26 protein-coding genes, 1 tRNA gene and 1 pseudogene are annotated in these 25,342 nt (G+C 66.8%); 23 read left to right on the forward strand and 5 right to left on the reverse strand.

Annotated features, from left to right (window positions below):
- The 6 genes and pseudogenes from ACE3UA_RS16835 to ACE3UA_RS16860 all read left to right on the forward strand — a co-directional run.
- A pseudogene (locus ACE3UA_RS16835) lies at nt 1–102 on the forward strand (IS5/IS1182 family transposase); the annotation flags it as partial.
- Nucleotides 99–677: a restriction endonuclease subunit S gene (locus ACE3UA_RS16840; RefSeq protein WP_374647194.1), complete on the forward strand. Its 579-nt coding sequence runs from the start codon at nt 99–101 to the stop codon at nt 675–677. The pseudogene ACE3UA_RS16835 and the gene ACE3UA_RS16840, both read left to right, overlap by 4 nt.
- Nucleotides 674–1,087, forward strand: coding sequence for a hypothetical protein (locus tag ACE3UA_RS16845; protein WP_374647196.1), 414 nt, complete (start codon nt 674–676; stop codon nt 1,085–1,087). Before ACE3UA_RS16840 ends, ACE3UA_RS16845 begins: the two co-directional genes overlap by 4 nt.
- An 8-nt stretch (nt 1,088–1,095) precedes the next feature.
- On the forward strand, nt 1,096–1,836 hold the full coding sequence (locus tag ACE3UA_RS16850; RefSeq protein ID WP_374647197.1) for a hypothetical protein: 741 nt from the start codon (nt 1,096–1,098) through the stop codon (nt 1,834–1,836).
- 6 nt (nt 1,837–1,842) lie between these two features.
- Nucleotides 1,843–4,908 carry a type I restriction endonuclease subunit R gene (locus tag ACE3UA_RS16855; RefSeq protein ID WP_374647199.1) on the forward strand — a complete coding sequence of 1,022 codons (3,066 nt, stop codon included), beginning with the start codon at nt 1,843–1,845 and terminating at the stop codon, nt 4,906–4,908.
- The gene (locus ACE3UA_RS16860) at nt 4,898–5,626 is read left to right on the forward strand and encodes a M48 family metallopeptidase (RefSeq protein WP_374647201.1); all 729 of its coding nucleotides are present in this window, start codon (nt 4,898–4,900) and stop codon (nt 5,624–5,626) included. Before ACE3UA_RS16855 ends, ACE3UA_RS16860 begins: the two co-directional genes overlap by 11 nt.
- A 332-nt stretch (nt 5,627–5,958) precedes the next feature.
- On the opposite strand, the gene ACE3UA_RS16865 is transcribed toward ACE3UA_RS16860, so the two are convergent.
- Nucleotides 5,959–6,048: transfer RNA gene (locus ACE3UA_RS16865), tRNA-Ser, on the reverse strand.
- A gap of 181 nt (nt 6,049–6,229) precedes the next feature.
- Here ACE3UA_RS16865 and ACE3UA_RS16870 point away from each other — a divergent pair.
- The 8 genes from ACE3UA_RS16870 (at nt 6,230) to ACE3UA_RS16905 (ending at nt 12,788) form a co-directional block, all read left to right on the forward strand.
- Nucleotides 6,230–7,084 (forward strand): DUF2059 domain-containing protein, encoded by an 855-nt coding sequence (locus ACE3UA_RS16870; RefSeq protein ID WP_374647203.1) that lies wholly within the window; start codon nt 6,230–6,232, stop codon nt 7,082–7,084.
- Nucleotides 7,085–7,260: 176 nt separating this feature from the next.
- On the forward strand, nt 7,261–7,695 hold the full coding sequence (gene rplU / locus ACE3UA_RS16875) for a 50S ribosomal protein L21 (RefSeq protein ID WP_374647205.1): 435 nt from the start codon (nt 7,261–7,263) through the stop codon (nt 7,693–7,695).
- A gap of 6 nt (nt 7,696–7,701) precedes the next feature.
- Nucleotides 7,702–7,971 (forward strand): 50S ribosomal protein L27, encoded by a 270-nt coding sequence (gene rpmA / locus ACE3UA_RS16880; protein ID WP_374647207.1) that lies wholly within the window; start codon nt 7,702–7,704, stop codon nt 7,969–7,971.
- A gap of 183 nt (nt 7,972–8,154) precedes the next feature.
- Complete coding sequence (locus ACE3UA_RS16885) at nt 8,155–8,709, forward strand: GNAT family N-acetyltransferase (protein WP_374647209.1); 555 nt, start codon at nt 8,155–8,157, stop codon at nt 8,707–8,709.
- Nucleotides 8,693–9,127, forward strand: a complete 435-nt coding sequence (locus ACE3UA_RS16890; protein WP_374647211.1) for a cyclopropane-fatty-acyl-phospholipid synthase family protein — start codon at nt 8,693–8,695, stop codon at nt 9,125–9,127. The genes ACE3UA_RS16885 and ACE3UA_RS16890 overlap by 17 nt, the downstream gene beginning before the upstream one ends.
- Before the next feature lie 185 nt (nt 9,128–9,312).
- Nucleotides 9,313–10,335 (forward strand): GTPase ObgE, encoded by a 1,023-nt coding sequence (gene obgE / locus ACE3UA_RS16895; protein ID WP_374647213.1) that lies wholly within the window; start codon nt 9,313–9,315, stop codon nt 10,333–10,335.
- A complete protein-coding gene (proB, locus tag ACE3UA_RS16900) occupies nt 10,323–11,447 on the forward strand; it encodes a glutamate 5-kinase (RefSeq protein WP_374647216.1) in 1,125 nt (374 codons plus the stop codon). Before obgE ends, proB begins: the two co-directional genes overlap by 13 nt.
- Nucleotides 11,448–11,528: 81 nt before the next feature.
- Entirely contained in the window at nt 11,529–12,788 is a 1,260-nt protein-coding gene (locus tag ACE3UA_RS16905; RefSeq protein ID WP_374647218.1) for a glutamate-5-semialdehyde dehydrogenase, read from the forward strand.
- Here ACE3UA_RS16905 and ACE3UA_RS16910 read toward each other — a convergent pair.
- On the reverse strand, nt 12,778–13,374 hold the full coding sequence (locus ACE3UA_RS16910; protein ID WP_374647220.1) for a histidine phosphotransferase family protein: 597 nt from the start codon (nt 13,372–13,374) through the stop codon (nt 12,778–12,780). The two genes, ACE3UA_RS16905 and ACE3UA_RS16910, sit on opposite strands and share 11 nt — an antisense overlap.
- 24 nt (nt 13,375–13,398) lie before the next feature.
- On the opposite strand from ACE3UA_RS16910, the gene ACE3UA_RS16915 reads away from it, so the two are divergent.
- The 3 genes from ACE3UA_RS16915 to ACE3UA_RS16925 all read left to right on the forward strand — a co-directional run bounded on the left by ACE3UA_RS16915 (nt 13,399) and on the right by ACE3UA_RS16925 (nt 15,301).
- Nucleotides 13,399–13,569: a DUF3553 domain-containing protein gene (locus ACE3UA_RS16915; RefSeq protein ID WP_374647222.1), complete on the forward strand. Its 171-nt coding sequence runs from the start codon at nt 13,399–13,401 to the stop codon at nt 13,567–13,569.
- Nucleotides 13,570–13,700: 131 nt separating this feature from the next.
- The gene (locus ACE3UA_RS16920; protein WP_374647224.1) at nt 13,701–14,483 is read left to right on the forward strand and encodes a GNAT family N-acetyltransferase; all 783 of its coding nucleotides are present in this window, start codon (nt 13,701–13,703) and stop codon (nt 14,481–14,483) included.
- The gene (locus tag ACE3UA_RS16925; RefSeq protein ID WP_374647226.1) at nt 14,480–15,301 is read left to right on the forward strand and encodes a lysophospholipid acyltransferase family protein; all 822 of its coding nucleotides are present in this window, start codon (nt 14,480–14,482) and stop codon (nt 15,299–15,301) included. Before ACE3UA_RS16920 ends, ACE3UA_RS16925 begins: the two co-directional genes overlap by 4 nt.
- A gap of 18 nt (nt 15,302–15,319) precedes the next feature.
- Here ACE3UA_RS16925 and ACE3UA_RS16930 read toward each other — a convergent pair whose 3' ends face one another.
- Nucleotides 15,320–16,567, reverse strand: coding sequence for a lytic murein transglycosylase (locus ACE3UA_RS16930; RefSeq protein WP_374647228.1), 1,248 nt, complete (start codon nt 16,565–16,567; stop codon nt 15,320–15,322).
- A 267-nt stretch (nt 16,568–16,834) separates the two neighbouring features.
- Nucleotides 16,835–17,587, reverse strand: a complete 753-nt coding sequence (locus tag ACE3UA_RS16935) for an RNA methyltransferase (protein WP_374647230.1) — start codon at nt 17,585–17,587, stop codon at nt 16,835–16,837.
- 130 nt (nt 17,588–17,717) lie between these two features.
- On the opposite strand from ACE3UA_RS16935, the gene ACE3UA_RS16940 reads away from it, so the two are divergent.
- The 5 genes from ACE3UA_RS16940 (at nt 17,718) to ACE3UA_RS16960 (ending at nt 22,811) form a co-directional block, all read left to right on the forward strand.
- Nucleotides 17,718–18,338 carry a thiamine phosphate synthase gene (locus tag ACE3UA_RS16940; protein ID WP_374647232.1) on the forward strand — a complete coding sequence of 207 codons (621 nt, stop codon included), beginning with the start codon at nt 17,718–17,720 and terminating at the stop codon, nt 18,336–18,338.
- A gap of 123 nt (nt 18,339–18,461) precedes the next feature.
- Entirely contained in the window at nt 18,462–19,631 is a 1,170-nt protein-coding gene (ctaA, locus tag ACE3UA_RS16945) for a heme A synthase (protein ID WP_374647234.1), read from the forward strand.
- Entirely contained in the window at nt 19,628–21,097 is a 1,470-nt protein-coding gene (locus tag ACE3UA_RS16950) for a carboxypeptidase M32 (protein WP_374647236.1), read from the forward strand. The genes ctaA and ACE3UA_RS16950 overlap by 4 nt, the downstream gene beginning before the upstream one ends.
- A gap of 83 nt (nt 21,098–21,180) precedes the next feature.
- Nucleotides 21,181–22,389, forward strand: coding sequence for an MFS transporter (locus ACE3UA_RS16955; protein WP_374647238.1), 1,209 nt, complete (start codon nt 21,181–21,183; stop codon nt 22,387–22,389).
- Nucleotides 22,389–22,811, forward strand: coding sequence for a PaaI family thioesterase (locus ACE3UA_RS16960; RefSeq protein ID WP_374647242.1), 423 nt, complete (start codon nt 22,389–22,391; stop codon nt 22,809–22,811). Before ACE3UA_RS16955 ends, ACE3UA_RS16960 begins: the two co-directional genes overlap by 1 nt.
- Here the strand turns inward: ACE3UA_RS16960 and ACE3UA_RS16965 are convergent.
- Complete coding sequence (locus ACE3UA_RS16965) at nt 22,808–23,188, reverse strand: polymer-forming cytoskeletal protein (protein WP_374647240.1); 381 nt, start codon at nt 23,186–23,188, stop codon at nt 22,808–22,810. The two genes, ACE3UA_RS16960 and ACE3UA_RS16965, sit on opposite strands and share 4 nt — an antisense overlap.
- Before the next feature lie 299 nt (nt 23,189–23,487).
- Between ACE3UA_RS16965 and ACE3UA_RS16970 the strand changes: the two genes are divergently transcribed.
- Nucleotides 23,488–25,158 carry an amidohydrolase gene (locus ACE3UA_RS16970; protein WP_374647244.1) on the forward strand — a complete coding sequence of 557 codons (1,671 nt, stop codon included), beginning with the start codon at nt 23,488–23,490 and terminating at the stop codon, nt 25,156–25,158.
- Nucleotides 25,159–25,342 lie beyond the last annotated feature (184 nt).

The following is a 25,342-nucleotide window of genomic DNA, read 5'->3' on the forward strand; positions in this document are numbered from 1 at the left end:
CGTCTGAAGGACTGGCGCAGGGTCGCGACCCGCTACGATAGATGCCCAAAAGTCTTCCTCTCCGCCGTCGCACTCGCCGCAACCGTCATGTTCTGGCTATGATCCGAGAACGAGTCCTGACCCTAACTGGCAAAACCCGCCTGCCGGGCTTCTCGGGCGACTGCGCCGTTAAGCGGCTGGGGGAATTCGCTCAGTTTCTTTCTGGAACCTACCTCGCGAAACCAGCCTACCGACCCGGAACGGTCGCCGTGCAGGGCGCTGGCGCAGCTATGGGTGAGCACGATACGGCTAACTTCCCGTTCGCGATCACTGTGATTGGACGAGTAGGCACTGTCGGTCGCCCGCGATTCATGCCTGGCGGTTGTTGGGTCAACAACAATGCCGCTGCGATCAGGGCGTTGCCTTCGGAAGCTGATCCGCGGTTCGTCCACCTGCTGCTTACTCAGTATGACTGGTCACTGGCCACCTCAGTCACTGCGCAGCCATTCCTTGGAATCGGAGCGCTGATGGGCTCCACGCATAATTTGCCGCTCAAGGCCGAGCAGACTGCTATCGCCGAGGTCATTTTCGACATGGACGCAGAACTGTCGTCCCTTGACGCGGAAGCCGACAAGGCCCGGGCCATAAAGCAGGGCATGATGCAGAACCTGCTGACCGGAAAGGTCCGGCTGGTATGAGCTTCGGGTGGGCCGTTGATGCGCTGGTTGTCTTCGGAGGTCTCTCCGGCTGGGCGGCCGCCTACTTCTCTTGGCGGGAGTGGCAGAACACGAAGAAGAAGATCGCCATGCTCACCGACGCGGGCGCGGCCGCTGAGGTTCTGCCAGCCTGGTACACATCCAGAATGATGACCGATCATTGGACCTTCGGGCTGCTGACAGAGGCCGGACAGATGGTCGTGATCAAGCGGATTACGGCACTTTCAGACGATGGGCGATGGATCGACGTCGAGCTGGCGGAAAACGATGAACTCGACTGGTTGCCGAAGGACTATCCGGCTGACTTCGTTTTCGCAGTCGGCCCTGAGAGGACATCGGCATCGCTGCAGATTTCCAAGATCGTTGCCGCGGTCGACTTGATGAATTCGTGAGGCGCTGAATGGTGAACAGCGACCATCACGAGCGTCTGTTCATCGGCTGGGATGTCGGTGGCTGGAACTGTGACAAGAACCAGAACAGCCGCGACGCGCTGGTCGTGCTGGATCACGCGGGCCAGAGCCTCGGCCAGCCATGGCGCGGAAATCTGCGCGAGACGATCAACAGCGCAACCACGCCCGCAGACTTCCTCGCCGCGCTGCTCGCGCTCTGCAAGCTGGACAAGCCCGACCAGTCCTGGCGTGCCACGCTCGCCATCGACGCGCCACTCGGTTTCCCCGAGGCCTTCGCCCGCATGATCGCGGATGGCACCCCGGTCGATCAGATCGGTCGGTCGGCAGCGAACCCCTATCTTTTCCGGCACACAGAGCGGCGGCTGGTGGCCGAAGGGGTGACGCCGCTGTCGGCGATCAAGGACATGATCGGCAGCCAGGCGACGAAGGCGATGCACGTGGTCGCCCGCTTTGCCCCACAACGCCTGTCTACCGGCATCTGGACAGATGGCGCGCATCTGACCGTGATCGAAACCTATCCGTCGCTCTGCCGCGCCCGCCTCGGGCCGCAGGTTGGAACTGAACCGATCCCGAAGACCGGCCGCGAAGCAGACATCCATGACGCCGAGGCCTGCGCCCGCATCGCCAGAGACTTCCATTTGAACCGCGAGCGCCTTGAACCCCCGACCGATGACACCCCGGCATCGGAAGGCTGGATCTGGGCGCCGCGCCGCGTTTTTGTTGAGGCATAGTTCACGATGAGCACCGTTGGCCAGATCGAGAGAAGAACCCAGAAACGTGTTGTCGACCTGTTTCGGAACGCACTGGGCTATGACTACCTCGGCAACTGGATCGATCGCGCCGACAAGATCGGTCGCCCGAACCGCAACATTGAGGACGAGTATCTGCGCCCCTTCCTGGAAAGGCAGGGTTATCCCCCCGAACTGATCACCCGCGCGATCCAGCAGCTGACGAAGGTGGCCAGCGACCAGTCTCGCAGCCTCTACGACACCAATCGCGCGGTCTATGACCTGCTGCGCTACGGGGTGAAGGTGAAGGCCGATGTGGGCGACCAGACCCGCACTGTCTGGCTGATCGATTGGGCGAAGCCTGAGGCCAACCATTTCGCTATCGCCGAAGAGGTCGCGGTGAAGCCCGCGGGCGACAAATCCTTCGGCAAGCGCCCGGACGTGGTGATTTATGTCAACGGGATCGCGCTGGGCGTGCTGGAACTTAAGCGCTCGACCGTATCGGTGTCCCAAGGCATCCGGCAGAGCCTCGACAACCAGAAACCGGTATTCATCCAGCCGTTCTTCACCACCATCCAGCTGATCATGGCGGGGAACGACACCGAGGGGCTGCGCTATGGCGTCATCGAGACGCCCGAGAAGTACTGGCTAACATGGAAAGAGGAAGGCGGGCCGGAAAACCCCCTGGACCGCGCGCTGGTCCAGATGTGTGCCAAGCCACGGTTCCTTGAACTGATCCACGATTTTCTGGTGTTCGACGCCGGCGTGAAGAAGACCTGCCGCCACAACCAGTATTTCGGTGTGCGCGCCGCGCAGGACCACATCCGCCGACGCGAAGGCGGGATCATCTGGCACACGCAAGGGTCGGGCAAGAGCTTGACGATGGTATGGCTGGCCAAATGGATACGCGAGAACGTGCCTGACAGCCGGGTGGTGGTGATCACCGATCGCACTGAGTTGGACGAGCAGATCGAGAAGGTCTTCAACGGGGTCAACGAGGAAATTCTGCGCACGAAATCCGGCGCCGATCTGATCGCCCGGCTGAACGACACGAACCCATGGCTGCTGTGCTCGCTGATCCACAAGTTTGGCGGCAAGGAGGACAGCGACGCGGATGTCGAAGGTTACGTCGAGGATTTGAAGAGCGCGCTGCCCAAGGATTTCCGGGCCAAGGGCGACATCTTCGTCTTCGTTGACGAGTGCCACCGCACGCAGAGCGGCGATCTGCACAAGGCGATGAAGGCGATTCTGCCCAGCGCGATGTTCATTGGCTTCACCGGAACGCCGCTGCTGAAGGCTGACAAGCAGACCAGCCTCGAAGTGTTCGGCCCATATATCCATACCTACAAGTTCGACGAGGCGGTGTCGGACGGTGTGGTCCTTGACCTGCGCTATGAGGCCCGGGATATCGATCAAAACATCACGTCGCAGGCGAAGATCGACAAATGGTTCGAGGCCAAGACCAAGGGCCTGACCGATATGGCCAAGGCACAGCTGAAGAAGCGCTGGGGCACGTTACAGAAGGTGCTGTCCAGCCAGTCGCGGCTGGAAAAGATCGTGGCCGATATCCTGATGGACATGGAGACCCGGGACCGGCTTCAAAGCGGCCGCGGCAACGCCATGCTCGTGTCGTCGAGCATCTATCAGGCGTGCAAGTTCTTTGAGCTGTTCGACAAGACCGATCTGGCGGGCAAGTGCGCGATCGTCACCTCCTACAAACCGTCGCCGAACGACATAAAGGGCGAGGAAAGCGGCGAGGGGCTGACGGAACGCCTGCGACAATACGATATCTACAACAAGATGTTGGGGGGCAAGGAGCCCGAGGCATTCGAGAAGGAGGCGAAGCGGAAGTTCATCGATGAGCCAGGGCAGATGAAACTGCTGATCGTCGTGGACAAGCTGCTGACCGGCTTTGACGCCCCCTCGGCCACGTATCTCTACATCGACAAGAAGATGCAGGACCACGGCCTGTTCCAGGCGATCTGCCGGGTGAACCGGCTGGACGGAGACGACAAGGAATACGGCTACATCATCGACTACAAGGACCTCTTCAAGAGCCTTGAGACCTCGATCAAGGACTACACGGCCGAGGTCTTCGATGGTTATGACAAGGCGGATGTAGCGGGCCTGCTTTCGGATCGGCTTGAAAAGGCGCGCGATAAGCTGGACGAGGCCTTGGAAGCTGTCCGGGCTCTCTGTGAACCGGTCGAGCCGCCTCACGATACCCTCGCCTACCAGCGCTTCTTCTGTGCAAAGGACACGGCCGACAAGGAGGCGCTGAAGGAGAATGAGCCGAAGCGGCTAACCCTCTATCGGCTGGTGGCCTCGTTGTTGCGCGCCTACGCCGATGTGGCAAACGAGATGAGCGAGGCCGGCTACTCCGAGGTCGAGGTCGCCAGTATCAAGGCGGATGTCGATCACTTCGAGAAGGTGCGGAATGAGGTGAAGCTGTCGAGCGGTGACTATATCGATCTGAAGATGTACGAGCCGGCGATGCGGCACCTGATCGACACCTATATCCGCGCCGAAGAAAGCGAAGTGATCTCGGCCTTTGACGATGTTTCGCTGATCCAGCTTATCGTTGAGAGGGGGACGGATGCGGTCAACGCCTTGCCCCAGGCCATTCGTCAGAGCACAGAAGCCGTGGCGGAGACGATCGAGAACAACGTCCGGAAGCTGATCATCGACGAGACGCCGATCAATCCGAAATACTATGAGAAGATGTCCGAACTCCTGGATGCCCTGATCGAGCAGCGCAAGCGGGACGCACTGAGTTATCAAGAATACCTCGCGCAAATTGTCGATCTCACGAAGAAAGCGCAAGGCGCCGAAACGGCCGCCTCGTATCCAGCCGCGCTGAATTCGAAGGCGAAGCGCGCGCTTTTCGATAATCTTGATGGAGACGAGGCCCTGGCTTTGGCGATCGACGAAGAAATTCGCCTCACCAAAAAGGACTCGTGGCGGGGCAACAAGTTCAAGGAAAAGGAGGTGCGGAACGCGATCAAGAAGCACATAGCTGACCCTGGGCAGCTCGACGTGATCTTTGAACTGGTGTGGAGTCAGGATGAGTACTGACGCCGCCCAGCTGTCCGTGGGAGGCTTCGAGGTGGAGGTGGTTCGCAAGCCGATCAAGAACTTGCACCTTGGGGTCTACCCGCCACACGGACGGGTCCGTGTTGCAGCGCCGCTAGAGATGGGCGACGAGGCCGTGCGGCTCGCTGTTGTCACCCGCCTTGCCTGGATCAAGCGCCAGCAGGCCAAGTTTGCGGCGCAGCCGCGCCAGTCCGAGCGACGCTATATATCAGGTGAAACCCACTTCTTCCTGGGCCAACGGTATCGACTGAACCTGATCGGGGGAGCCAGGGCTGGGCAGGTTCGGATTCGCAACAGCAAGACAATCGATCTCCATGTGCGCGATGACAGTGATCTGGCCATTCGAGAACGGGTGTTCCTCAATTGGTACCGGCGAGAGCTTCGTGCGCGAGCGCGACCCCTAATGGAGCGCTGGGCGGCGGAATACGGTATCACAACGCCGAACTGGGGCATCAAGCGGATGAAGACCAAATGGGGCACCTGCAATATCGAAGCACGTCGAGTCTGGTTGAACCTCGAACTGATCAAGAAGCCGCCGCAGTGTCTCGAATACGTGATCGTCCATGAGCTGGCCCATTTTTTTGAGCGCAACCACACAGAGCAGTTCGTGGCCCTTCTGGACCGGATGCTTCCGCATTGGCGGATCGTTCGTGACGAGCTCAACGCGGAGCCCCTGGCGCATGAGGATTGGAGCACATAGCATTTGTGCCGCAGTCAGAGCGTCGCTCTGTTGGCATGCATCCCAGAACGCAGGATATCGGCTCTTGCGTGTTCGATCCCGGTCCCGTCTGCCCAACGCCCCTGGCGTCGAAGTGCTCAGCCATTGACTCGAAAAAGCTCCACAGTTTCTGAAGCTTGCAAGCTGTTCACCAAATTGCCGCAGTCATGAGGTCCGGAGAATATCGGCCCTGAGAGACCGCTTCCGGGCCACCTGGCTGCAAGTGTAGTGTTCAGCCCCTCGCGCATAACCCTCGAAAACAACGAAAAAATCCGGCCGCAACCGGATCGGGAGAACGCTTTCGCAGGGGCAAGTGGCGGAGAGGGTGGGATTCGAACCCACGGTAGGCGCAAACCTACAACGGTTTTCGAGACCGCCACGATCGACCACTCCGTCACCTCTCCGCGCTTCAGGGGTCGTCTATGTGGCGGCTGGATAGCGGTGCGCGGGGCGATGCGCAAGGGGCAATTCGCGCTCCTCCGCCGATCACGGCACTTTGCGGGCGCGGCGCTTGGCAAGGGGGGCGGCAGGCTCTACCTCTGCTCCAGGCGCTTCTCCGGCCGCCGCAATGTTCAAGGATCCCCGATGCCGCTGCCCATTCTCGTCCTCGCCGCGCTGCTGGCCCTGACCCCGCCCCTGGTCCTGCCCGCGCTGGCCGAGGAGGCCCCGGCGGCCGAAGCCTCGGTCCCCGCCCTGGCCGAGGCGCTGCGGCTGGACGACCTCCTTGCCGTCCTGCGCGACGAGGGGCTGGCCCATGGCGAGGATCTCGAGGCCGGGATGTTCCCCGATGGCGGCGGCCCGCGCTGGCGCGAACGGGTGGGCCGGATCTACGACCTGCCGCGCCTGCGTGCCGATTTCGAAGCCGTGCTGCAGCGCGAACTCGGGACCGAGGCCGCGACCCTGGCCGAGATCGACGCCTTCTTCGCCAGCGAGCTTGGCCGCAAGGTCGTGGCGCTCGAGATCGATGCCCGCCGCGCCTTCCTGGACGAGGCGCAGGAGGAAGCCGCCCGCGTCGCCGCCGAAACCCGCGCCGCCGACCGCGACCCCAGGGTCAAGCTCCTGCAGCGGTTCATCGCCGCGGGCGACCTGATCGAGATGAACGTGGCCGGCGGCCTCTCGGGCAACCTTGCCTTCCTTACCGGCCTGGCCGAGACCTCGGGCGATGGCGGATCGCTGCCGCAGGACGAGCTGATGGCCCAGGTCTGGGCGCAGGAGGAGATGATCCGCGCCGACACGACCGCTTGGCTGCAGGCCTATCTCGGGCTCGCCTATGCGCCCCTGACCGAGGCCGAACTGGCCAGCTATGCCGACTTCATGGAAAGCCCCGCGGGCGAGCGGCTGAACGCCGCGCTGTTCCTGGCCTTCGACGAGGTGTTCAACCGGGTCTCCTACGAGCTGGGCCGGGCGGCCGGGGTGGCGATGCAGGGCCGCGACATCTGACGGGCGCGCTTGACAGCCACCGGGGTTCGACGCATAAGCGCGCATCCCGGCGAGTGGCGACTCTCGCCGGGCCTATTCATTCATGACGCCCGAAAGGGCGCGCTGTCCGAGGCGGGGAAACCCGGCAACACCCGTGAAGGGGGCCGCAGGGCGCGGAGCAAGAAAAGGAAAGACCCATGTTTGCGGTCCTCAAGACCGGCGGAAAGCAGTACAAGGTGCAGGCGGGCGACGTTCTGCGCGTGGAAAAGCTTGATGCCGTCGCTGGTGAAAAGATCCAGTTCAACGACATCCTGATGGTCGACACCACCGTTGGTGCGCCGCTGGTTGCCGGCGCGGCCGTCCAGGCCGAGGTCATCGACCAGATCAAGGGCGAAAAGACCATCCACTATGTCAAGCGCCGCCGGAAGCACTCGTCGCAGCGCACCAAGGGCCATCGCCAGCACCTGACGCTGGTCCGCGTGACCGAGGTCCTCGCCACCGGCGCCGACAAGACCGGCGTCAAGGCCGCCACCGGCACCGCCGCCGCCCGCGTCGCCGCGCATGAAGCGCCGGGTGCCGCCAAGGCCGAGAAACCGAAGCGCGCCGCCAAGGCCGCTGCAGCGCAGGAGTAAGCCCCCATGGCACAGAAGAAAGCAGGCGGTTCTACCCGCAACGGCCGCGACTCGGCCGGTCGTCGCCTTGGCGTGAAACTGTTCGGCGGCCAGATCGCCATTCCCGGCAACATCATCTGCCGTCAGCGCGGGACCCAGTGGTTCCCGGGCGAAGGCGTTGGCATGGGCACCGACCATACCATCTTCGCGACGGTCGAAGGCCGCGTGACCTTCAAGAAGGGCCTCAAGGGCCGCACCTTCATTTCGGTTCTCCCGGTCGCGGAGGCAGCCGAGTAAGCCGAACCTTTACAATCGGATTGTAAAAGGGGGGATCGGCCGAAGGGTCGGTCCCCCCGTCCGTTTCCGGGGTCTCGCCGGGCCTGGCGCAAACTGCCGTCAATCCGGCGCGAAACGGTCAAAGAATCGGGCGATTGCAGGGCCAGTCTGCAATCCCCACATGTGCTTCAAAGGAGGGGAGCCATGATCCTGGAGAAGTTCGCCGCTCCGGTCGAAATTCCGACCGAACATTTCACGCTGCGCCCGGTGCGCAAGTCCGACGCCGGGCTGTTCGCGCTTTACGCGGGCGACAGGCGCGTGGCCGAGGCGACCCAGGGCATCCCGCACCCTCTTCCCCCCGGCGCGGCCGAGGCCTTCTGTGCCCGGGCGATGGCCCCCGGCACGGACGAGGACATCTGGGTGATGGATGGCACGATCTCGGACCTGCCCGAGGTTCTGGGCGTGATCAGTCTCAAGAAGATGGACCGCAACCAGTCCGAGGTCGCCTTCTGGGTCGCGCCCGCCTTCTGGAACCACGGCATCGCCTCGGCTGCGGTGCAGGCGCTGGTGGCGGCGAATCCGCAAAAGAACTCCACCATGTTCGCCGAGGCCTTCCAGGACAATCCGGGTTCGGCCCGGGTCCTCACCAATGCGGGCTTCCAGTATCTCGGCGATGCGGAAAGCTTCTCGGTCGCGCGCGAAAAGACGGTCCCGACCTGGACCTATATCCGCAAGCTGGACCATGGCCGGGGTCTCTGACCGCATTGCCCGCGCCGTGGCGGCATTGCCGCTGCGGCCGGGATTGCGCGTCCTGGAAATCGGCTGCGGCCCCGGTGTCGCCGCGCGCGAGGTGGCCCGGATCGTCGGACCTTCCGGTTTCGTCCTGGGGATCGATCGCTCCGCCACGGCCATCGCCCAGGCGCAACGCGGCAGCGCGGACGAGATCGCCGCAGGCACGCTCGCCTTCCGCACCGTCCCGGCCGAGGCGTTCGCGCTTTTGCCGGACGAGGCGCCCTTCGACTTCGCCTTCGCCCTCCGCGTCGGCGCGCTTGACGGTCGCCACTCCGCGGCCGGCGCACTCGCCCTGCCGCGCATCGCTGCTGCTCTGGTGCCCGGCGGCAGGCTTTTCATCGACGCCGGCGATCCCCTGTCCGAACTCCCCTTGCCGCCTCCGTAGAGCGACCCTTTCCGGCCTGGGACCAAGAGTTGACAAGTCCCTGACGTCCAAAAGCAACCCCTTGACCTTGTGTGACTTTCCGATTCCGACCACCGTGGACAGGCCCCCCCGCCCCAAGCTCGCTTGAGCATCGCCCCCGCTTCCTGTATCCCCTCACCCTTGACCCCCTCCCGAAAGCCCGGCCCATGAAGTTCCTCGACCTCGCCAAAGTCTACATCCGCTCGGGCGGCGGCGGGGCCGGCTGCGTCTCGTTCCGGCGCGAGAAGTTCATCGAATTCGGCGGTCCCGACGGCGGCGACGGCGGCCACGGCGGTAGCGTCTGGGCCGAGGCGGTCGAGGGGCTGAATACCCTGATCGACTACCGCTACCAGCAGCATTTCTTCGCCAAGTCCGGCCAGCCCGGCATGGGCAACCAGAAGACCGGCAAGTCGGGCGACGACATCGTGCTCAAGGTCCCGCTCGGCACCGAGATCCTGGACGAGGACGAGGAAACCGTGCTGGCCGACCTGACCGAGCCCGGCCAGCGCGTCTGCCTGGCCGAGGGCGGCAACGGCGGCTGGGGCAACCTGCGGTTCAAATCCAGTACCAACCGCGCCCCCGCCCGCGCGAATCCCGGCCAGGAAGGCATCGAGCGCACCATCTGGCTGCGGTTGAAGCTGATCGCCGATGCGGGCCTCGTCGGCCTGCCGAACGCCGGCAAGTCGACCTTCCTCGCCGCCGTCTCGAACGCCCGGCCGAAGATCGCGGACTATCCCTTCACGACTCTGGTCCCGAACCTCGGCGTCGTCGGCATCGACGGGCATGAATTCGTCATGGCCGACATCCCCGGCCTGATCGAGGGCGCGTCCGAGGGGCGCGGCCTCGGCACCCAGTTCCTGGCGCATGTCGAGCGTTGCAAGGTCCTTCTGCATCTCGTCGACGGCACCTCCGCCACGATCACCAGGGACTACCGCACCATCGTGACCGAGCTTGAGGCCTATTCCGACCTCCTTGGCGACAAGCCCCGGATCCTGGCGCTGAACAAGACCGATGCCATGGATGCGAAACAGATCAGCGACCGGCGCCGCGCGCTGGAGAAAGCCTCGGGAGGGCCGGTGCATGTGATCTCGGGCGTCTCCGGCAAGGGCCTGCCCGAGGTGCTGCGCGCGCTTTACGCCACGATCAAGACCGAGGAGCCCGAGGAGGAGCACGGCGCATGGCAGCCCTGACCCTTTCCGCGCCCGATGTCCGGGCGGCGAAGCGGCTGGTGGTCAAGATCGGCTCGGCGCTGCTGGTCGACCGCCGCACCGGACTGAAGCAGAACTGGCTCTCGGCGCTGGCGCTGGACGTCGCCGAGGCAAAGACGCGGGGCACGGATGTGGTGCTGGTCTCCTCCGGTTCGATCGCGCTGGGTCGCAAGGTGCTGGACCTGCCGGATGGCGTCCTGACCCTGGAACAGAGCCAGGCGGCGGCGGCGGTGGGGCAGATCCGCCTCGCCCGCGCCTATGAGGAGGTCCTTGCCCCGCATGGCATCACCACCGCGCAGGTGCTGGTGACGCTGGAGGATACGGAGGACCGCCGCCGCTACCTGAACAGCCGCGCGACGATGGAGACGCTGCTTGGCCTTGGCGTCGTGCCGATCGTGAACGAAAACGACACGGTGGCGACGGATGAAATCCGCTTCGGCGACAACGACCGCCTCGCCGCCCAGATCGCGGTGACGGCGGGGGCGGACCAGCTGGTCCTGCTCAGTGACGTCGACGGCTTCTACACCGCCAACCCCAAGGAAGACCCCGCCGCCACCCGCTTCGACGTGGTGGAGACGATCACGCCCGAGATCGAGGCGATGGCGGGCGATCCGATTTCCGGCCTCTCCAAGGGGGGCATGAAGACCAAGCTCCTCGCCGCCAAGACCGCCGTCGCGGGCGGCTGCGCCATGGCGATCATGGAGGGCTCCACCCTGCGGCCGCTCAAGGCGCTGGCCGAAGGGGCGACAAGGACGTGGTTCGTCCCCTCCGCCGATCCCCACGTCGCGCGGAAACGCTGGATCAACGCGATGAAGCCGAAGGGCGAACTGGTGCTGGACGCCGGCGCCGTCACTGCGCTCCGCGCCGGGAAAAGCCTGCTCCCGGCGGGCGTGACCAGGGTGACGGGCAGTTTCGGCAGGGGCGAGCCGGTGGCGATCCTGTCGCCCGAGGGCGTGGTTCTCGGCAAGGGCCTGGTGCGCTATACTTCGACAGAGGCCCGCAAGATCGCCGGGCATCGGTCCGGCGAGATCGAGGCGATCCTTGGCTATCAGGGCCGCGCGGCGCTGGTGCACAGGGACGATATGGTGGTCTAGGGGACCCAAATTCCTTAAGTAAGGAATTTGTCAAAATTCTTGCTCAAGAATTTTGGCCCCGGGACGGAAACGGAGCGAGACATGGACGGCCAGTTCACCGACCTGATGACCGAGATCGGCCGCAAGGCCCGCGCGGCGGCGGCAGAGTTGGCCTGCGCCTCCTCGGAACGCAAGGCCGCCGCCCTCATCTCCGCCGCCGATGCGGTCTGGCGACGGCGGCAGGAAATCCTCGACGCCAACACGCTCGACCTCGACGCCGGCGCGCAGAAGGGCCTGACCCCGGCGATGCTCGACCGGCTGAAGCTTGACGACAACCGCCTGCGCGGGATCGTCGATGCCCTGCGCGTGATTGCCGAGCAGAAGGACCCCGTCGGCCGCATCCTGGCGGAATGGGACCGGCCGAACGGCCTGCACATCCAGCGCGTCGCGACCCCCCTTGGCGTGGTCGGCGTGATCTACGAATCCCGCCCCAACGTCACCGCCGATGCCGGCGCGCTCTGCCTGAAATCCGGCAATGCGGTGATCCTGCGCGGCGGGTCCGAAAGCTACGAGACCTCCGAGGCGATCCATTCCTGCATGGTCGACGGCCTCAACTCCGCGAACCTGCCCGAGACCGCGATCCAGTTCATCCCGACCCGCGACCGCGAGATGGTGACGGCCATGCTCCAGGCCACGCAATACATCGACGTCATCGTTCCCCGGGGCGGCAAGGGCCTTGTCGGCCTTGTCCAGCGCGAGGCGCGGGTGCCGGTCTTTGCCCATCTCGAAGGCATCTGCCATGTCTACGCCGACCGCGATGCGGATCTGGAGAAGGCCCGCCGCGTCGTCCTGAACGCCAAGACCCGCCGCACCGGCATCTGCGGCGCGGCGGAATGCCTGCTGATCGACTGGCAGTTCTACACCCGGCACGGGCCCGTGCTGATCGAGGATCTGCTGAAAGCAGGCGTCGAGGTCCGCACCGAGGGCGAGCTTCTGAAGGTCCCCGGCACCAAGCGCGCGCAACCCGATGATTTCGGGCGCGAATTCATGGACATGATCATTGCGGCCAAGCTGGTTGACGGGGTGGACGAGGCCATCGACCACATCCGGAAATACGGCAGCCAGCATACCGAGGCGATCCTGACCGAAAACGACGCCACCGCCGAATGCTTCTTCCGGCGGCTCGACAGCGCGATCCTGATGCGCAACGCCTCCACCCAGTTCGCCGATGGCGGCGAGTTCGGCATGGGCGCGGAAATCGGCATCGCGACTGGCAAGATGCATGCCCGTGGGCCCGTGGGGGCCGAGCAGCTGTGCAGCTTCAAGTATCTGGTGACCGGCGACGGGGCGATCAGAACGTAAGCCGGATCGAGGTCTCTCCGATCTCGACCGCAAGGCGGCGGTTCTGGCGCGCCACCTCATCCGCGACCAGCGCGAAATGGACGTGGTTCGCCCCGATGCCGTCGGGCGCGGCCGGCCGGTCCAGTGCCTGCCAAAGCGCCGGGTCAAGCTTCAGCCGCGCGGCCTCGGCCAGGATGGTCCAGCCGGAATCGCCCTGGTCGACCTGCACCTTGCCGCCAAAGGGCAGTGCGCTTTCCAGGCATTGCAAGAGCAGGAACACCAGCCGCACCTCGCGCCGCGACAGGTCCGAGGCCGAGGTCCAGGCATAGCTTACCCGGCCGCCGCGGGTGAGGTCGGTCAGCACCGACAGGACCTCGGACCGCGCGATCCGCTGGCCGCCGGAGGCCGCGCCAAAGCTGATGCGGAAGAACCGGATCCGGGCGTTGGCATTGGCCACGCTTTCCGAGATCAGCGCGATCTCGGGCCGCTGGCCGCCGGGCTCCATCGTCAGAAGCTCGACCCCGTTGCCTATGGCGCCGATCGGGCTGATAAGGTCATGGCAGATGCGCGAGGCGATCAGGGCGGCAAGATCGGGTCGGTCGGTCATCGGATGTCCAGTGAGGAATAAGGGATGCGGTCGTTCCTGGAGCCAGGGATGCTGGTGCGCCACCCGGAGCAGGCGGATTGGGGCCTGGGTCAGGTCCAGTCGGTGGTGGGCGCGCGGATCACCGTGAACTTCGAACATGCCGGCAAGGTGGTGATCGACCTGAGACACATCGCACTGGTTCCTGTAACGGGTTGATCTGCCTATAGGCGAACAGACCGGGACATCTCAACCGTGAATTGTTCAGCCTTTCCGCCCGGACCGCAAGTGGTTGCATTGCGGCGGGGGGCTGGCTAAGTCAGACGGGCCCGAGCCTGAAGCGACCAGAGATGACAGCCGAAGACTCTCCCTACCTCGTGCGGATCGCGACCACGCCACAGGATCTGACGGCGGCGCAGCGCCTGCGCTATGAGGTTTTCGTGGCCGAACTGGGCGGCGATGGCCCGCTGGTCGATCACGCGGCCCGGCTGGAGCGGGACGAGCTTGACCCCTGGTTCGACCATCTGGTGCTGGTGGACCGGCGAGTCGATCCGGCAAGCCTTGCGCATGTGATCGGGGCCTATCGCGTGCTGCCCGGCGACCGGAGGGCACAGACGGGGCGGTTCTACTCGGAATCCGAATACGATCTGGGGCCGCTTTTGGCCTCGGGGCGGCGGCTGCTGGAACTCGGCCGTTCCTGCGTTCATGCCGACCACCGGGGCGGGACGGCGATGTTCCATCTGTGGAACGGGCTGGCGGATTATGTGCTGGAACGCGGGATCGAGGTCCTGTTCGGGGTGGCAAGCTTCCACGGCACCGATCCGGTGGCGCTTGCCGGGCCGTTGTCCTGGCTTTACCACCACCACCTCGCGCCGCCCGGGATGAGGGTCCGCGCCCTGCCGCCCGAGCGGATGGAAATGGACCTGGTCCCGGCGGAAGGGCTGGACCGCAAGACGGCGATGGCGGCGATCCCGGCGCTGATCAAGGCCTATCTGCGGCTGGGCGGCTTTGTCGGCGACGGGGCCTGGGTGGACCGGCCCTTCAACACCACCGATGTCTGCCTGGTGATGGATACCGGCCAGATGTCGGCCCGGCACCGCGATTTCTACATCCGCAAGAAGGGCCAGGCGTGAGCGGCTGGCAGGACGTCCCGCCGCCGCGCCAGCGAATCGGACCCCTGGGCTGGCTCCGCGTGGCCTGGCGTGGCGGGCTGGTCAGCCTGGCGACCTATGGCGGGCTTCTGGTCCTGTTGCTGGTGCGGCTGATGGAATGGCCGCTTTTCGGCCAGGCGCGGCCGGTCACGCCCCGGATCACGCAGGGCGTCTGCCGCTTCGCGCTCCGGGCGTTTGGCCTGCCGCTGGTGGTGCAGGGGCGGCCGATGACGGCGCCGGGCGCGATCGTGGCGAACCATGCCGGCTGGCTGGACATCTTCGTGCTGAACGCGGTGCAACAGGTCTATTTCGTCGCCAAGGCCGAGGTCGCCGCCTGGCCGGGCATCGGCTGGCTTGCCCGGGCGACGGGGACGGTGTTCATCGCGCGCAAGGGGGTCGAGGCGAAGCGGCAGCAAGAGGTCTTCGAGGCGCGGCTTCATGCCGGGCACCGGCTCCTGTTCTTTCCCGAGGGCACCAGCACCGATGCGATCCGGGTGCTGCCGTTCAAGAGCACGCTCTTCCAGGCCTTTTTCGAGCCCGCCCTGGTGCGCTCGATGCATATCCAGCCGGTGACCGTGATCCTCCACGCGCCCGAGGGCGCGGACCGGCGGCACTACGGCTGGTGGGGGGACATGGATTTCGCCAGCCACCTCCTGCAGGTGCTGGCCACCCCGCGCCAGGGAAGGGTAGAGGTGATCTTCCACCCCGAGGTGCCGGTGGATGCCTTCGAGAACCGCAAGGTCCTCGCCCAGCACTGCGAGCGCGTGATCCGCACCGCGCATGTCCGGGCGGTCGAGTAGGCTGGGCGATACTGCGCCTCAGCGCAACCGGCGCAACAGCTCCAGCGAGGGCGCGCCCGTCACCGGCAGGCCCATGCTGGCCTCATAGGCCCCGATCGCCGCCGTCGTCTTCGCGCCGATCACCCCGTCCGTGCCGCCGGTGTCGAACCCCCGCGCCGTCAGCAGGCGCTGCAACTCCTGCCGGTCCGCCTTGGTCATCCCGCTGGCATCCGGCCCGAACGCGGCGCGCACGCCGTCCCGCCCCAGCAGCCGGTCCGACAGATGCCCGACCCCGATCGCGTAATTCTGCGCGTTGTTGTAGCGCAGGATCGTCGCAAAGTTCTGCGTCAGCAGGAAATACGGCCCGCCCCCGGCGATGATCGAGCCGCCCGCCAGCGCCCGCCCATCCGCCGAGCGCACGCCCCGCGCCTCCCAGTCCGCGGCCGAACGTCCCTTGCCCCGCCCCAGCAGCCCCGGATCGAAGCCCGCCGGCAGCACGACCTCCATCCCCCAGGGCAGTCCCTGCGTCCAGCCCGACCGCGCCAGATAGGCCGCCGTCGAGGCCAGCGCATCCGAGGGATCCTCGCTCCAGATGTCGCGCCGCCCGTCGCCGGTGAAATCCACCGCATAGGCAAGGTAAGAGGTCGGGATGAACTGGGTATGCCCCATCGCCCCCGCCCAGCTTCCCGTCATGCCTGCCGCCGAGATATCCCCCGCCTGCAGGATCTTCAGCGCCGCGACAAGCTGACCCTCGAAGAACTCCCCCCGCCGGCCCTCGTAAGCCAGGGTGGACAGGGCGCTGATCACCGGGACGTTGCCGCGTCTTGTGCCGAAAAAGCTCTCCAGCCCCCAGACCGCCGCGACGACATGGCCCTCGACGCCGTAACGGTTCTCGATGGCCGACAGCACCCCGCCATATTGCGCAAATTTCTGGCGGCCCAGGCTGACCCGCTCGTCCGAGGCGGCGATGTTCAGGTAATCCTCCAGGCTGCGCTTGAATTCGGTCTGGTTGCGGTCCTTCTCGATCACCTCCGGCAGGAACCCCGCGCCCCGGAAGGCCGCGTCGACGACGCCCGGAGAGATCCCCCGCGCGGCCGCCCGGCCCTTGAACCCCGCCACCCAGGCATCCCAGCCCGCGTTCGGCACCGCCCGCGGCGCCGGGTCCGGCGCGCGATACCCTCCGCCGCCCGACCGCCCCGAGGAGATGCAGGCCGACAGAAGCGCCGCCGTCCCCGCCATCAGCATCCAGCGCCGTGAAGATGCCGCCGAAACGATCGCCTGTCGCATGTGCCCGCCCGCTCGCTGCTCTTGTTATCGCCCGATGATAGCCGCCGCCTGCGCGGAAGGCCAACCCTTGCCAAGCCGCCTTGGCAATCCCGCGCCTGCCCGTGCCCTTCATTCCCGTGCGAATAGCCCTCGGGGGGCCGGGGGTGGAAGACCCCGGTTCGACGCCTGCCGAAAGCGCCGGACTGCTGGATTAAGAAACCCTGAATGTCCGCAAGCAAGCCATTGAAACCAAAGGACCGAAAAAACTGTCCACTGTGGACAGCCCCGTCACTCCCCCTGGTTCTTCAGCTTCCAGGCGATCTGCCGCAGCATGCCGTGGAAGGTCTGCACCTCGGCCCGGGTCAGCCCCAGCCGCCCCCACATGTTCCGCAGGTTCGCCTTCATCCCCTCGACCTTGGTCTCGGGGAAGAAGAACCCCGCCGCCGCCAGCCGCTCCTCGAAGTGGTCGGCCAGCCGTTCCACTTCCTCGCGATTGGCGAACTCCGTCCGGGCCAGCTCCATCACCGAGGCTGGAACCCCCGCCCCCTGCCGCTGCCATTCGTAGCCCAGGAGAAGGACGCACTGGGCAAGGTTCAGCGAGGGGAACTCCGGGTTGACCGGCACCGTCACGATCGCATTGGCGCGGATGATGTCCTCGTTCTCCAGCCCCGCCCGCTCGGGCCCGAACAGGACGCCGACCCGCTTGCCCTCGGCGCCCATCGCGCGGGCCATCTCCATCGCCCGCTCGGGGGTGACGATCTCCTTCACCAGCTCCCGCCCCCGCGCGGTGGTGGCGAAGACGAAGTCGCAGTCCGCGACCGCCCCGGCCAGGTCGGCGAAATGCCCGGCATGGTCCAGCACCCGCCCCGCGCCCGAGGCCATCGCCACCGCCTTCGGATTGGGCCAGCCGTCGCGCGGCCCCACGACCCGCATGCGCTCCAGCCCGAAGTTCAGCATCGCCCGCGCCGCCGCGCCGATGTTCTCGCCCATCTGGGGCCGGACCAGGATGAAGACCGGGGGAAGGGTATGAGGGGGGAGCATGCGCCACCTTTCGCGGGAACCTTGCCGCCAGATAGGCCACCCCCGGCCCCCTGGCAAGCAAGGCCCCGCCCTCGCCAAGCCGGCGAAAGGCTGCTAGACCGGCCGCCAGAGCAAGACCGGAGCCCCAGGAATGGCCGCTGACGACCGCCCGCAGATCACGCTGATCACGCCCCCCGCCTTCGATCCCGACACTTTCGCCGACCGGATCGGCCGGGTCCTCGACGGGGCCGAAATCGCCTGCCTGCGCCTCTCGCTCGGCACAAGGGACGAGGACATCCTGATGCGCGCCGCCGATGCCGCGCGCGAGGCGGCCCATGCCCGCGACGTGGCGGTGGTGATCGACAACCACCTGATCCTGGCCGAGAGGCTGGGTCTTGACGGCGTCCACCTGACCGACGGCTCGCGCCATGTCCGCAGTGCCCGCAAGGATCTGGGGGCCGATGCCATCGTCGGGGCCTTCTGCGGCAGCAGCAAGCATGACGGGATGACGGCGGGAGAGGCCGGGGCGGATTACGTCGCCTTCGGGCCGATCGGGGCCACGGCGCTCGGCGACGGCAGCCAGGCGCCCTTCGACCTCTTCGAATGGTGGTCCGAGGTGATCGAGGTCCCGGTCATCGCCGAGGGCGCGCTGACCGCCGAACTCGTCGCCCGCTTCGGGCCGGTGACCGACTTCTTCGCGGTGGGCGAGGAGATCTGGTCGGCCGAGGACCCGCTCTCCGCGCTGAAATCCCTGCTCGCCCCGCTGGGCTGAGGCGCAGCCGTAGGGTGGGCATCCTTGCCCGCCTTACCTTGCAATGCGCAAGGCTCCATATGGCGGGGTCTTGAAGGCCATCTGGGGCAGGCATACTGTCCGGGCGCAATGAACAGGTGAGCCATGACCGGAAAGCGCAGCATTTTCGAAGAGGTGGGCGAGGGGCACGCGGTCCCGGCGCCTCCGGTCGGGGGGGGAATCGACGCGCGATCCAGGGGCGCGCGGCGCGGAATCCGGGTCTGGCTGGTCGCGTTGTTCCTGCTGGTCGCGGCGATGATCGCGGTCGGCGGTCTTACCCGCCTGACGGATTCGGGCCTGTCGATCACGGAATGGAAGCCGGTGACGGGTGCGCTGCCGCCGATGGACGAGGCGGGCTGGCAGGCGGAATTCGAGAAATACCAGGCGATCCCCGAATACCAGTTGCAGAACAAGGGGATGAGTCTTGAGGAGTTCAAGACCATCTACTGGTGGGAATGGGGGCATCGTCAGCTTGGCCGGTTGATCGGCCTGGTCTGGCTGGTGGGTTTCCTGGGATTTGCGCTGGCACGGCAGATCCCGCGGGGCTGGACCGGGCGCTTGTTCCTGCTGGGGGCGCTCGGGGGCGCTCAGGGGGCGATCGGCTGGTGGATGGTCTCCTCGGGCCTGACGGGGGCCATGCTGGACGTGGCGAGCTACCGGCTGGCGACGCATCTGGGGCTGGCCTTCGTGATCCTGGGCTTCATCGCCTGGTATGTCTTCCTGCTGGGGCGGTCCGAGGCGGCGCTGATGACCGCGCGGCGCGGGCGGGAGGCAAGGCTGTCCGGCCTTTCCACCGGGCTGATGCATTTCGCCTTCCTGCAGATCCTGCTGGGCGCATTGGTGGCCGGGATCGACGCGGGCCGGGCCTTTCCGACCTGGCCGCTGATGAATGGCGAGTTTTTCCCGGCGGATGCCTTCTATGTGCCGGACGGGCAGGGGGGAACGCTGCCGATGTGGCATGCCTTCTTCGAGAACCCGGGCCTGGTGCAGTTCATCCACCGCATGTCGGGCTATCTCTTGCTGGCCTTCGGCATCGTGGTCTGGCTGCGCGGGCGCAAGTCCAGCCATCAGGCGACGCGGAGGGCGTTCCATCAGATGCTGGCGATGCTGCTGGTGCAGATGGGCCTGGGCATCGCGACGGTGTTGACCGTGGCGCAGCCGCATGTCGCGATCACGCATCAGATCGGGGCGGTGCTCCTCTGGGTGCTGATCCTGCGGGCACGGCATCTGGCGCAGTATCCCGTGGCGGGATCGATCCGGGAGGGCACGGCATGAGCGTGTTCGACGAACTGATGGCGTTCCAGCGCCAGACCGAGGCGCTGGCCCAGGTCGCGGGGCGGCTTGGGTGGGACCAGGAGACGGTGATGCCCGAGGGCGCCGCCGGGCAGCGGGCCGAGGAGATCGGGGCGCTGGAAGCGGTGCTGCATGCGCGGCGGACCGACCCGCGGATTGCCGGCTGGCTGGCCGAGGCCGTGGCGCCGGATGCGGTGGGCGCGGCCCAGTTGCGGCAGATCCGGCGATCCTATGACCGGACGATGAAGGTGCCGGCGCGGCTGGCCGAGGAGATCGCCCGCGTCACCTCGCTGGCGCAGGGGATCTGGGCCGAGTGCCGGGGACGCGAGGATGTGGCGGGTTTCCTGCCGACCCTGCGCAAGGTCGTGGAACTGAAGCGCGAGGAAGGCGCGGCGCTGGCGGCCGGCGGCGATCCCTATGACGTGCTGGTCGACGATTACGAGCCGGGCATGACAGGGGCGGCCATCGCGGCGATGTTCGACGCGATGCGGGCGCGTCTGGTGGCCTTGCGGGAGAAGGTTCTGGGGGCCGAGGCTCCGCAGGGGTTGGTGGGCCGGTTCGGCCAGGACGACCAGCTGGCGTTGGGCCGCGAGCTGGCGACGGTCTTCGGCTATGACTGGTCGCGCGGGCGGATGGATCTGGCGGTGCATCCGTTCAGCTCGGGCTCTGGCCAGGACGTGCGGATCACGACGCGGGTTTCCGAAACCGATCCGTTCAACTGCTTCTATTCGACGATCCACGAGGTCGGCCACGCGGCCTATGAGCAGGGAATAGACCCCGCCTACACGCTGACGCCCATCGGGCAGGGCGTGTCGATGGGGGTGCATGAGAGCCAGAGCCGGTCCTACGAGAACCAGCTGGGGCGAAGCCGGGCCTTTACCGGCTGGTTGTTCGGCCGGATGCGGGAAATCTTCGGCGACTTCGGGATCGCCGATGCGGACGGGTTCTATCGGGCGGTCAACCGGGTGCATCCGGGCTATATCCGCACCGAGGCCGACGAGGTGCACTACAACCTGCATGTGATGATGCGGTTCGACCTGGAACGGGCGCTCATCAGGGGCGAGCTGGACGTGGCCGATCTGGAAGCGGCATGGAACGCGCGGTTCCGGGCCGATTTCGGCGTGGCGGTGGACCGGCCGTCGAACGGGATGCTGCAGGACGTGCACTGGTCCTGCGGGCTTTTCGGCTACTTCCCGACCTATTCGCTGGGGAACGTCTATGCGGGCTGTCTGGTGAAGGCGCTCCGGGCCGAGGTGCGGGGGCTGGACGGGATGATGGCGGCCGGCGATGTCGGCGCGGCGACGGGGTGGCTGCGGGAGCGGCTGCAGCGGCACGGCGGGCTTCACGAGCCGCGCGAGGTGGTGCGGCGGGCCTGCGGGTTCGAGCCTTCGGAGGGGCCGCTGCTGGACTACCTCGAGGCCAAGTTCGGCGAGATCTACCGGCTGTGATGCCCGGCTGTCCACAGTGGACAGAGGCGTGGGATCCAATGATCCCAATGGCTTGCTCGTGGGCATCAGGGATTTGTTAAGCTTTGGCTACGGCGGGATCAGGGGCGCAGGGCAGGGGTCGCGCCGAGGGAGGCGGAGCGGCGGTCTGGCTGCTGGCGCTGGGCCAGACGCTTGTCTACGCCGGGTCCTACTACGCCTTCCCGGCGCTTCTGCCCGATCTTGAGGCGGCGACGGGCTGGTCCAAGGCCACGCTGGCGCTGGGCCCCTCGCTGGCCTTCCTGATCATGGCGAGCCTGACGGTGGTCACCGGGCGGCTGGTGGACCGGGGGTTCGGCGGCGAGATGCTGGTCTGGGGGCCGGTGCTGGCAAGCCTTGGCGTCGCGGGGATGGCGCTGGCGGGAAGTCCGGCGGTCTGGCTGGCCGCATGGGCGCTGGTCGGGGTGGCGCAGGCGGGCTGCCTGTACGAGACCTGTTTCGCCTTCCTGACCCGCAGGCTGGGCGGCGGCGCGCGGGCGGCGATCACCAGGGTCACTCTGGTCGCGGGCTTTGCCGGGACGCTGGCCTTTCCGCTGGGCCACTGGGTCGGCGAGCGGCTGGGCGGGCTTGCGGTCTTTGTCGGCGTCACGCTGCTGGCGATGCCCTGCAATCTTTGGGCGGTGCAGAGCCTGCGGCGGCGCGAGCGGGCGGGGGTCGCCCCCGTCCCCGCCCCGCCCGGCGTGCTGGCGGTGGCGCTGCGGCGGCCGGCCTTCTGGGCGCTGGTGGCCTGTTTCGGGCTGATCTGGCTGAACCATGGCGTTCTGATCACCTATGTGCTGGAGTTGTTCGCCGACCGGGGGGCGGGTCCGGCGATGGCGGCGGCCTGCATCGGGCCGTCGCAGGTGGCGGGGCGGCTTCTGTTCATGCTGGGCGAGGCGCGGGTCGGCAATGCCCGCGCCATGCTGATCGCGCTGGGCGGCGTGGTCGCGGCAAGCGCGGTGCTGTGGCTGGCGGGGCTGGCGCCGGCGCTGGTCTTCGGCTTTGCGCTGGCGCAGGGGGCGGGGGCGGGGCTGATGTCGATCCTGCGGCCGGTGCTGATCGCCGAAATCCTGGGGCGCGAGGGATTCGGCGCGATCTCGGGCGCGGTGGCGATGTCGCCGATCCTGGCGAGCGCGGTCGCCCCGGCGCTGGGGGCCTGGATGCTGGTCGCGGGCGGGCCGGTCGCCGTCTATGCCGCCTGCCTGGCGATGGCTTTGACCGGCTGGACAATCGCGGCGCTGCTGCTGCGTTTCCGGGCCGGAGAGGAGAGGGGATGATGGAGCTTCGACTGGATGAAGCGGGGCTGACCGGCTTTCTGAAGCGCGAATTCGGCCAGGTGGCGCAGGATTTCGCGGTGGAGCGGGTGGGGCCCGAGGGGCTGGTGCTGCGGCTGAAGGTGTCCGAGCGGCACCTGCGGCCGGGCGGTACGGTCAGCGGCCCGTCGATCTTTGCCCTGGCCGATGTGGCGATGTATCTGGCGATCCTCAGCCGGATCGGGCCGGTGGCGCTGGCGGTGACGACGAATTCTTCCATCGACTTCATGCGCAAGCCGGTGGCCGGGCGCGATCTTCTGGGCGAGGCGCGGCTGCTGAAGCTGGGGCGCAGTCTGGCGGTCGGCGATGTGCTGGTGCGCAGCGAGGGCCAGGCCGAGCCGGTTGCCCGGGCGAGCCTGACCTATTCGATCCCGCCGGTCCGCTAGCCCTTGGCCTTGAGGAAGCGGCCCTCGATCTGGGCGCCGCTTTCGATGATGATGCCGCCGGTGGTGATGTCGGCCTTGACCTCGGCCGAGGCGCGGAGGGTGAAGCTGTCGCAGGTGACCTTGCCGTCAAGCTTGCCGCGCACCTCGACCGTCTGGGCGGTGACCGAGCCGGTCACCCGCCCCTCATGCCCGACGATCAGGCCGTTGGCGGTGATGTTGCCGTCGATCTCGCCCAGGACCTCGACCGAGCCGGTGGTGGTGATCTCGCCGGTGATGCGCAGATCGGCGCCGAGGACCGAGCGTCCGGTATTGCCCCCCGGGCCCTGGTTGCGGGGTTGGGCGGGGGCGGAGGTCGGGTCGGCGGTCTTGGAGAACATTTCGTATTCCTTGGACGGTTGTCCCGATAAGGGGGAATCGCGGCAGGCCGGTCAAGGGTCGCCTTGGCCGGGCGGCGGGTTTCCCCCGGCCCGATGTCGCTTTGCGGCCTGACAGGCGGGGTCGGGGATGATCAGATGCGGGCGTGAATCGGGGAGCCTGCGGTGACGGATGCGTTCCTTCGGCCCGTTTCGGGCCTTGACCGGCCGTGCCTTGCCGGGCCGAACCCATGGCGGGGCGGGTGGCGAGGCGCTGGGGCCGGCACCCCGACCCCCGGGATATCTGGAGACGGAAGATGACTATGGCGGAAATGATCATTACCAATTCAAGGGTCCTGACGATGGACGAGGACCGCCCGCGCGCCGAGGCGGTGGCCCTTGCCGGGGGCCGCATCCTTGCGGTCGGAAGCCGGGCCGAGGTGGAGGCGCTGGCCGGGCCCTCGACGCGGGTGGTCGATGCCGGGGGACGGACGCTCTTGCCGGGGTTCGTCGAAAGCCACCTGCACCTGGTGCTGGGCGGCAACGAGTTGACGCAGTTGCAGCTGGGCGGGGTGCAGGGCTTCGACGAACTGGCGCGCCTCTTCCGGGCCCATGCGGCGAAGAACCCCGGCCTGCCGCTGCTGATGGCGCAGGGCGCGGCCTATGAGATCCTGGAGCATCCGGTGACGCGGCACGACCTGGACCGGGTGATCGCGGACCGGCCCATCGCGATGATGTCGCCGGACCACCATACGGTCTGGGCCAATACCGCGGCGCTGCAGGCGGCGGGGATCCTGCATGGGGCCGAAATGCCCCAGGGCCATGTGGTGGTGATGGGCGCGGACGGCACCGCGACGGGCGAGCTGCTGGAGTTCGAGGCCTTCAGCCCGGTGCTGGCGCTGACCGGCGACCTGCATCTGCAACTGGGCATCGCCACGGGCGGCGAGCCCGAGCCCTGGCCCGACGCGGCGCAGCGCGCGAAGGACAAGGAGAAGGTGGTGGCGGGCCTGGCGCATTGCGCGATGCACGGGATCACCAGCATGGTGAACATGGACGGCAACCGCTACACCTGTGTCCTGTTGCAGGAGCTGGAGGCGGAGGGGCGGCTGACGGCAAGGGTCAAGGTGCCCTTCCACTTCAAGCCGCATATGGAGCTGTCCGAGCTGGAGCGCGCCAGCGCCATGGCGGCGGAGTTCCGGGGCGACTGGGTGACGAGCGGTTTCGTCAAGATGTTCATGGACGGCGTGGTCGACAGCCGCACCGCCTATATGCTGCAGGATTATCCAGGGACGCAGGACCGGGGCGCGCCGCTGTTCCCGCCGGAGCGGTTCGACGAGATCTGTGTCGAGATCGACCGTCGCGGCTTGCAGATCGCCGTCCATGCCATCGGCGACGGCGCGGTGCGGCAGACGATCGACGGCTATGAGGCGGCGCAGAAGGCGAATGGCAAGCGCGACAGCCGGCACCGGATCGAGCATATCGAACTGATCGACCGCGCCGACGTGCCGCGTCTGGGCGCGCTGGGGATCACCGCCAGCGTGCAGCCGCCGCATCCTCCGGGCGCGATGGATTTCCCGATGTCGACGATGGACCATGTCTTCCACCGCCACCGCTGGCAGGACGCCTATCTGTGCAAGACGCTCGCCGACCATGGCGCGCCGCTGGCCTTTGCCTCCGACTGGCCGGTGACGGATGTCAGCGTGATGCGGGGACTCCAGGCCGCGCTGACCCGGGTGCCATTCGCGGGCGCGGCGGATGAGCGGGTCGGGCTGATGGAGGCGCTGCGCGCCTATACCGCCGGAGGCGCCCGCGCCGCGCATATGGAAGGCCTGACGGGAAGGCTCGCGCCCAGATTCGCGGCCGACCTGGTGCTGATCGACGGCGATATCGAGACGATTCCCCCGGATTCGCTGGGCCGGACCGGAATCGCCCTGACGATCGCAGGGGGAAATGTGACCCACGACCCGGCCGGCATGACCAGCGGAGCCGTTTAAGTATATGAAATGAAACGAGAAGATGGCGGCTTCCAAAGAATCGTCATCTTCCTGTCATTTTCCCTCTTGCGGGTTTTGCTTGGTCTCCGTAAATACCGCCTCACCGAAGCGGAGACGCGGCGGTGACGGGCGGAAGCGGCGGCGACGCGGTTGAGGTTCGGAAAATCTGAAGACAAGGCGCGAG

The sequence above is a fragment of the Tabrizicola sp. genome (assembly GCF_041919135.1).
Classification (GTDB): Bacteria; Pseudomonadota; Alphaproteobacteria; order Rhodobacterales; family Rhodobacteraceae; genus Tabrizicola.

What these genes read in the sequence shown, in the direction of transcription:
- ACE3UA_RS16845 (WP_374647196.1), top strand. Translation starts at nt 674, where the DNA reads ATGAGCTTCGGGTGGGCCGTTGATGCGCTGGTTGTCTTCGGAGGTCTC.
- ACE3UA_RS16920 (WP_374647224.1), top strand. Translation starts at nt 13,701, where the DNA reads ATGACAGCCGAAGACTCTCCCTACCTCGTGCGGATCGCGACCACGCCA.
- obgE (WP_374647213.1), top strand. Translation starts at nt 9,313, where the DNA reads ATGAAGTTCCTCGACCTCGCCAAAGTCTACATCCGCTCGGGCGGCGGC.
- ACE3UA_RS16950 (WP_374647236.1), top strand. Translation starts at nt 19,628, where the DNA reads ATGAGCGTGTTCGACGAACTGATGGCGTTCCAGCGCCAGACCGAGGCG.
- ACE3UA_RS16970 (WP_374647244.1), top strand. Translation starts at nt 23,488, where the DNA reads ATGGCGGAAATGATCATTACCAATTCAAGGGTCCTGACGATGGACGAG.
- ACE3UA_RS16890 (WP_374647211.1), top strand. Translation starts at nt 8,693, where the DNA reads ATGGCCGGGGTCTCTGACCGCATTGCCCGCGCCGTGGCGGCATTGCCG.
- ACE3UA_RS16935 (WP_374647230.1), bottom strand. Translation starts at nt 17,587, where the DNA reads ATGCTCCCCCCTCATACCCTTCCCCCGGTCTTCATCCTGGTCCGGCCC.
- ACE3UA_RS16910 (WP_374647220.1), bottom strand. Translation starts at nt 13,374, where the DNA reads ATGACCGACCGACCCGATCTTGCCGCCCTGATCGCCTCGCGCATCTGC.
- ACE3UA_RS16930 (WP_374647228.1), bottom strand. Translation starts at nt 16,567, where the DNA reads ATGCGACAGGCGATCGTTTCGGCGGCATCTTCACGGCGCTGGATGCTG.
- ACE3UA_RS16965 (WP_374647240.1), bottom strand. Translation starts at nt 23,188, where the DNA reads ATGTTCTCCAAGACCGCCGACCCGACCTCCGCCCCCGCCCAACCCCGC.
- ACE3UA_RS16840 (WP_374647194.1), top strand. Translation starts at nt 99, where the DNA reads ATGATCCGAGAACGAGTCCTGACCCTAACTGGCAAAACCCGCCTGCCG.
- ACE3UA_RS16860 (WP_374647201.1), top strand. Translation starts at nt 4,898, where the DNA reads ATGAGTACTGACGCCGCCCAGCTGTCCGTGGGAGGCTTCGAGGTGGAG.
- ACE3UA_RS16885 (WP_374647209.1), top strand. Translation starts at nt 8,155, where the DNA reads ATGATCCTGGAGAAGTTCGCCGCTCCGGTCGAAATTCCGACCGAACAT.
- proB (WP_374647216.1), top strand. Translation starts at nt 10,323, where the DNA reads ATGGCAGCCCTGACCCTTTCCGCGCCCGATGTCCGGGCGGCGAAGCGG.
- ACE3UA_RS16905 (WP_374647218.1), top strand. Translation starts at nt 11,529, where the DNA reads ATGGACGGCCAGTTCACCGACCTGATGACCGAGATCGGCCGCAAGGCC.
- ACE3UA_RS16870 (WP_374647203.1), top strand. Translation starts at nt 6,230, where the DNA reads ATGCCGCTGCCCATTCTCGTCCTCGCCGCGCTGCTGGCCCTGACCCCG.
- ctaA (WP_374647234.1), top strand. Translation starts at nt 18,462, where the DNA reads ATGACCGGAAAGCGCAGCATTTTCGAAGAGGTGGGCGAGGGGCACGCG.
- rplU (WP_374647205.1), top strand. Translation starts at nt 7,261, where the DNA reads ATGTTTGCGGTCCTCAAGACCGGCGGAAAGCAGTACAAGGTGCAGGCG.
- ACE3UA_RS16940 (WP_374647232.1), top strand. Translation starts at nt 17,718, where the DNA reads ATGGCCGCTGACGACCGCCCGCAGATCACGCTGATCACGCCCCCCGCC.
- ACE3UA_RS16855 (WP_374647199.1), top strand. Translation starts at nt 1,843, where the DNA reads ATGAGCACCGTTGGCCAGATCGAGAGAAGAACCCAGAAACGTGTTGTC.
- rpmA (WP_374647207.1), top strand. Translation starts at nt 7,702, where the DNA reads ATGGCACAGAAGAAAGCAGGCGGTTCTACCCGCAACGGCCGCGACTCG.
- ACE3UA_RS16960 (WP_374647242.1), top strand. Translation starts at nt 22,389, where the DNA reads ATGGAGCTTCGACTGGATGAAGCGGGGCTGACCGGCTTTCTGAAGCGC.
- ACE3UA_RS16850 (WP_374647197.1), top strand. Translation starts at nt 1,096, where the DNA reads ATGGTGAACAGCGACCATCACGAGCGTCTGTTCATCGGCTGGGATGTC.
- ACE3UA_RS16915 (WP_374647222.1), top strand. Translation starts at nt 13,399, where the DNA reads ATGCGGTCGTTCCTGGAGCCAGGGATGCTGGTGCGCCACCCGGAGCAG.